Source organism: Providencia sp. AGC89 (assembly GCF_053543535.1).
In genome coordinates this window covers 1-3,352 of the sequence record NZ_JBIXLP010000077.1, presented here as the reverse complement: position 1 = coordinate 3,352, position 3,352 = coordinate 1, and the positions used below count along the sequence as shown (strand labels likewise).

Annotated in this window: 4 protein-coding genes and 1 pseudogene; 2 read left to right on the top strand and 3 right to left on the bottom strand. The window is 36.8% G+C overall.

Going from position 1 to position 3,352, the window contains the following annotated elements:
• The 3 genes from ACIPUA_RS17405 to ACIPUA_RS17395 form a co-directional block, all read right to left on the bottom strand.
• On the bottom strand, window positions 1-381 hold a 381-nt coding region (locus tag ACIPUA_RS17405; RefSeq protein ID WP_449059908.1), incomplete at its 3' end, for a hypothetical protein.
• Window positions 374-1,081, bottom strand: coding sequence for a fimbria/pilus chaperone family protein (locus ACIPUA_RS17400; protein ID WP_249890954.1), 708 nt, complete (start codon window positions 1,079-1,081; stop codon window positions 374-376). The genes ACIPUA_RS17405 and ACIPUA_RS17400, both read right to left, overlap by 8 nt.
• A 59-nt stretch (window positions 1,082-1,140) precedes the next feature.
• Window positions 1,141-1,908, bottom strand: a complete 768-nt coding sequence (locus ACIPUA_RS17395; RefSeq protein ID WP_249890955.1) for a DUF1120 domain-containing protein — start codon at window positions 1,906-1,908, stop codon at window positions 1,141-1,143.
• 393 nt (window positions 1,909-2,301) lie between these two features.
• On the opposite strand from ACIPUA_RS17395, the gene ACIPUA_RS17390 reads away from it, so the two are divergent.
• Together ACIPUA_RS17390 and ACIPUA_RS17385 are read left to right on the top strand one after the other, a co-directional pair.
• Window positions 2,302-2,448: an IS1-like element transposase gene (locus ACIPUA_RS17390; RefSeq protein ID WP_419181757.1), complete on the top strand. Its 147-nt coding sequence runs from the start codon at window positions 2,302-2,304 to the stop codon at window positions 2,446-2,448.
• 170 nt (window positions 2,449-2,618) lie between these two features.
• A pseudogene (locus ACIPUA_RS17385) lies at window positions 2,619-3,352 on the top strand (transposase); the annotation flags it as partial.

Below are 3,352 nucleotides of genomic sequence, written 5' to 3'. Positions count from 1 at the left end.
TGGTGATGCATATATATTGACCCGTAAATCACCCGGTATGAGTTCTATCTCTAAGTTATTGTACTCTTTTATTGTTGGACACGTTGATTTACTTTTGGATAGAGCAATATCTGTAGTGTCAATAAACTGAGTATTAAGACAAAGCTCTCCTTTAACATTAAATAAAAAAGAGCTTTGACCAATATAATTATCATTCAAGAAAACACTAACAATACTTTCACCTTGAGGAAAATGCGCCTTTTCACTGTACAACTTCGCAACATCAGTTGGTATACCTTTATGTTTTAGAACATCTTGATCGAAAATGACTTCTTCTGCGTATGAATAAGTCGCTAGAAATAGTAAAATTGTAACAATTTTAAGCTTCTTTTTTCTAATCATTTTGCTGGTTATTTATCTTTATAGTGTATTTTTGAGTGGTTGAATATCCCCACTGAGTAAACGGTTGTATCGTGACTTCATCGATTAGTGTGGGAAGGTGTTGAGTTGTCGTTAACTCTATAGATTGATTAGGCAAAATATAATTGGATGGCAAGATCCACTGAATATTTCCAGGCAAACTCACAACACTATTGCTTAACCTGACGATATAAGGACTAGGGTTGGTTGCGATTAATACGTTTTTTTCATACTTCCACTTTAACAACTCCCAAGGCGTATCATTTTCTGGTAGATTTTTAGGTTTTATAATAAGAGGAAGGTTTTGGCGAATAGTAAACTTAACCTGATCGGCATCGGGATTTGCTTGAGGTGGAATCCCTTCAAAAATAACTCTCATCAATACTTCATGTTTTAACTCTGAATTACTAGTGAGCATAAAGCGGATTAATTGTTTAGCTTTAGGCTCAACCCGGATAAGTTGCGGGGTCGCAATAATTAGATCTTGATATTCAGGATCGACATTTACTAATTCTGTTGTTAATAGGACAGGATAGTTATCTGTATTAGTCACTACTATCTCACCATCTTGACTTTTTTCATTAACAATAGCAACGGATGTTGCAGGCAGTATACCTGAAGCGAATGATAGAAGAGGGGTTAATAATGAGCCTATTAGTAATAAGTATGTTTTTATTTTCATTTTAGCGGTATCATTTAAATAAGGTAACTAAATTAATTTAACTTAGTTACCTCTAAAATTTAGATATAATTTAATTCAATTGTTGATAAGCCATTGAGTAATACTGGTTTATTTTTACCAAACTCTGCAGCTTCTTGACTTACATACGCTTGAACTTGTAAAATTCCGTCATAAATGCTGGCTTCAATAGGAGTTGTTTCATTTGCTTTTGCAAAAGACGTTTCTAAATCCATACTGTTTGAAAATAGGTTCCCACCTGAAAGCAACCACATATTGCTTATTGTATTATAATAAATATTCTGAACTTTATTGCCTGAAAGCGTGGTTAGCGTATTATTTTCGCCCAAGGAACTAATGTTCAAGCTATTAGCTTTGTAACGGACAATATATCCACCAATATTTATGCCTGTTGAGGTTTTACCTAATCCAGCCACGCCATTTGAAGCATTTCCTGCGCCAATTCCTAATAATTTAATAGGAAGAGCTGCAAATCCTCGAGAATTTTCAGTTGAACCAGCAACGGTACCTAAACGTTTACTCACGGCTGATAATTTAACGGGTGCATTAGCTGAGCAGCGAATTGTAAAACTAGCTTCTTGTATTGGTAATGCAGCAAATTTCCCGCCAAAAGCGCCGTCTTCAAATGATAATGTGTCAGGATCGATTAGGCCATAATCGATATTCCCACCACCCGCAATATCTAATTCACAAGCTGCGGGGTCAATTCGACCTGTTACGCTAATATCAATAGAGCCAACATTTATGGCTGAAGCTGTAAATGATAAAGCCATTGTAGAAGAAATAAGGAGCGGTAATAATTTTTTCATATTTGTGTCCAAGGTAATTGATTTATACTTATTATAAGTGTATTTGCGGATAAAATATAATTAAAAACCATTTGCACTTGTAAGTTAATGTTAATAAATTTATTATTCTATTAATTATAGAATAATATACTTCCTGTTTTTCGTAAAATGTATGTTCTATAATTGTATATTCCTGAGAGCTACTTAGAAAACAGAAAATATCCGGTTATGTATTCAATCTGGTGTGGAATCTGTAATATACGGTAATTTATGGTGAGTATTTATAACCTAGGTCTATGTAAGGTGCCCATTTTGTCAACGAACTCCTTCAGTGAAAAAATATGGTGTAGGGAGAACACGACATCAACGTTATTGCTGCTAAAATTGATGCTGAAGCTTCCAAGCGGATTATGAATATCGAACCGGCCAACTCCCGGTACTAAAGATAAAATTATTTATCTTACGAAGAATAATGCCAGTATTTGTGATACTGATAGAGCCCTTCATATCAGCATCAATTTGCTTGTTCGTCTGTTAAAATACTCTTGCCGAGGCGGATAACATCTTTGCCGCTTGATAATTTGCACCTTCATAGAGCGTTTATTGAAGTGATCTCCATATTGAATGCATGACCTCATTTTGTTGCGTAGAACAATCACTGATGTTGTATAGCTTAACGGTGTAGTAGACTGGCACCTTAGATCTCCAGATAGTTGGAGTCACTTAAATTAGTGATAATCTTAATACTAGTTTTTAGACTAGTTCTTGGAGATAACATGATCGATATATTAGGTCCTGAAGGCAGAAAACGACGTTCCCCACAAGAAAAAATCGCATTTTTCAGCAAAGCTTTGAGTCGGGTATGAGTGTTTCCATGGTTGCTCGCCAACATGGTGTTGCTGCAAGCCAGCTTTTCCTTTGGCGTAAGCAGTATCAAGAAGTAAGCCTGACTGAGGTGACACACAGTGACCGCAGGTGAACAAGTTGTTTCTGCCTCTGAGCTAGCCTCCGCAATAAAGCAAATTAAAGAGCTACAGCGTTTACTCGGCCAAAAAACAATGGAAAATGAACTTCTTAAAGAAGCTGTCGAGTATGACCGCAAAAAAAGCGGACTGCGCTCGCGCCCTTATTACCCAAGGATGGAAAATAAGTTTAGTGAGCCGAACGCTACGAGTGTCACGAGCGCAGTTATACGTTCTAGTAAAACGAAAAAGCGATTGTAAAGATGGACGAGGACGGTACCCTCAAGGTGATAATGATGCCCTTGCACGTATACACAATGTGATTGATAAGCTGCCAACGTATGGCTATCGCCGTGTCTGGGCAATACTTCGTCGGCAATCTGAAAATGAAGGTATCGCGATTATAAATGCCAAACGCGTTTACCGAATTATGAAGCAATCCGCATTATTATTGGAACGTAAACCTGAAATCCCAGTCTCAACGCGAGCTCATACAGGAAAAG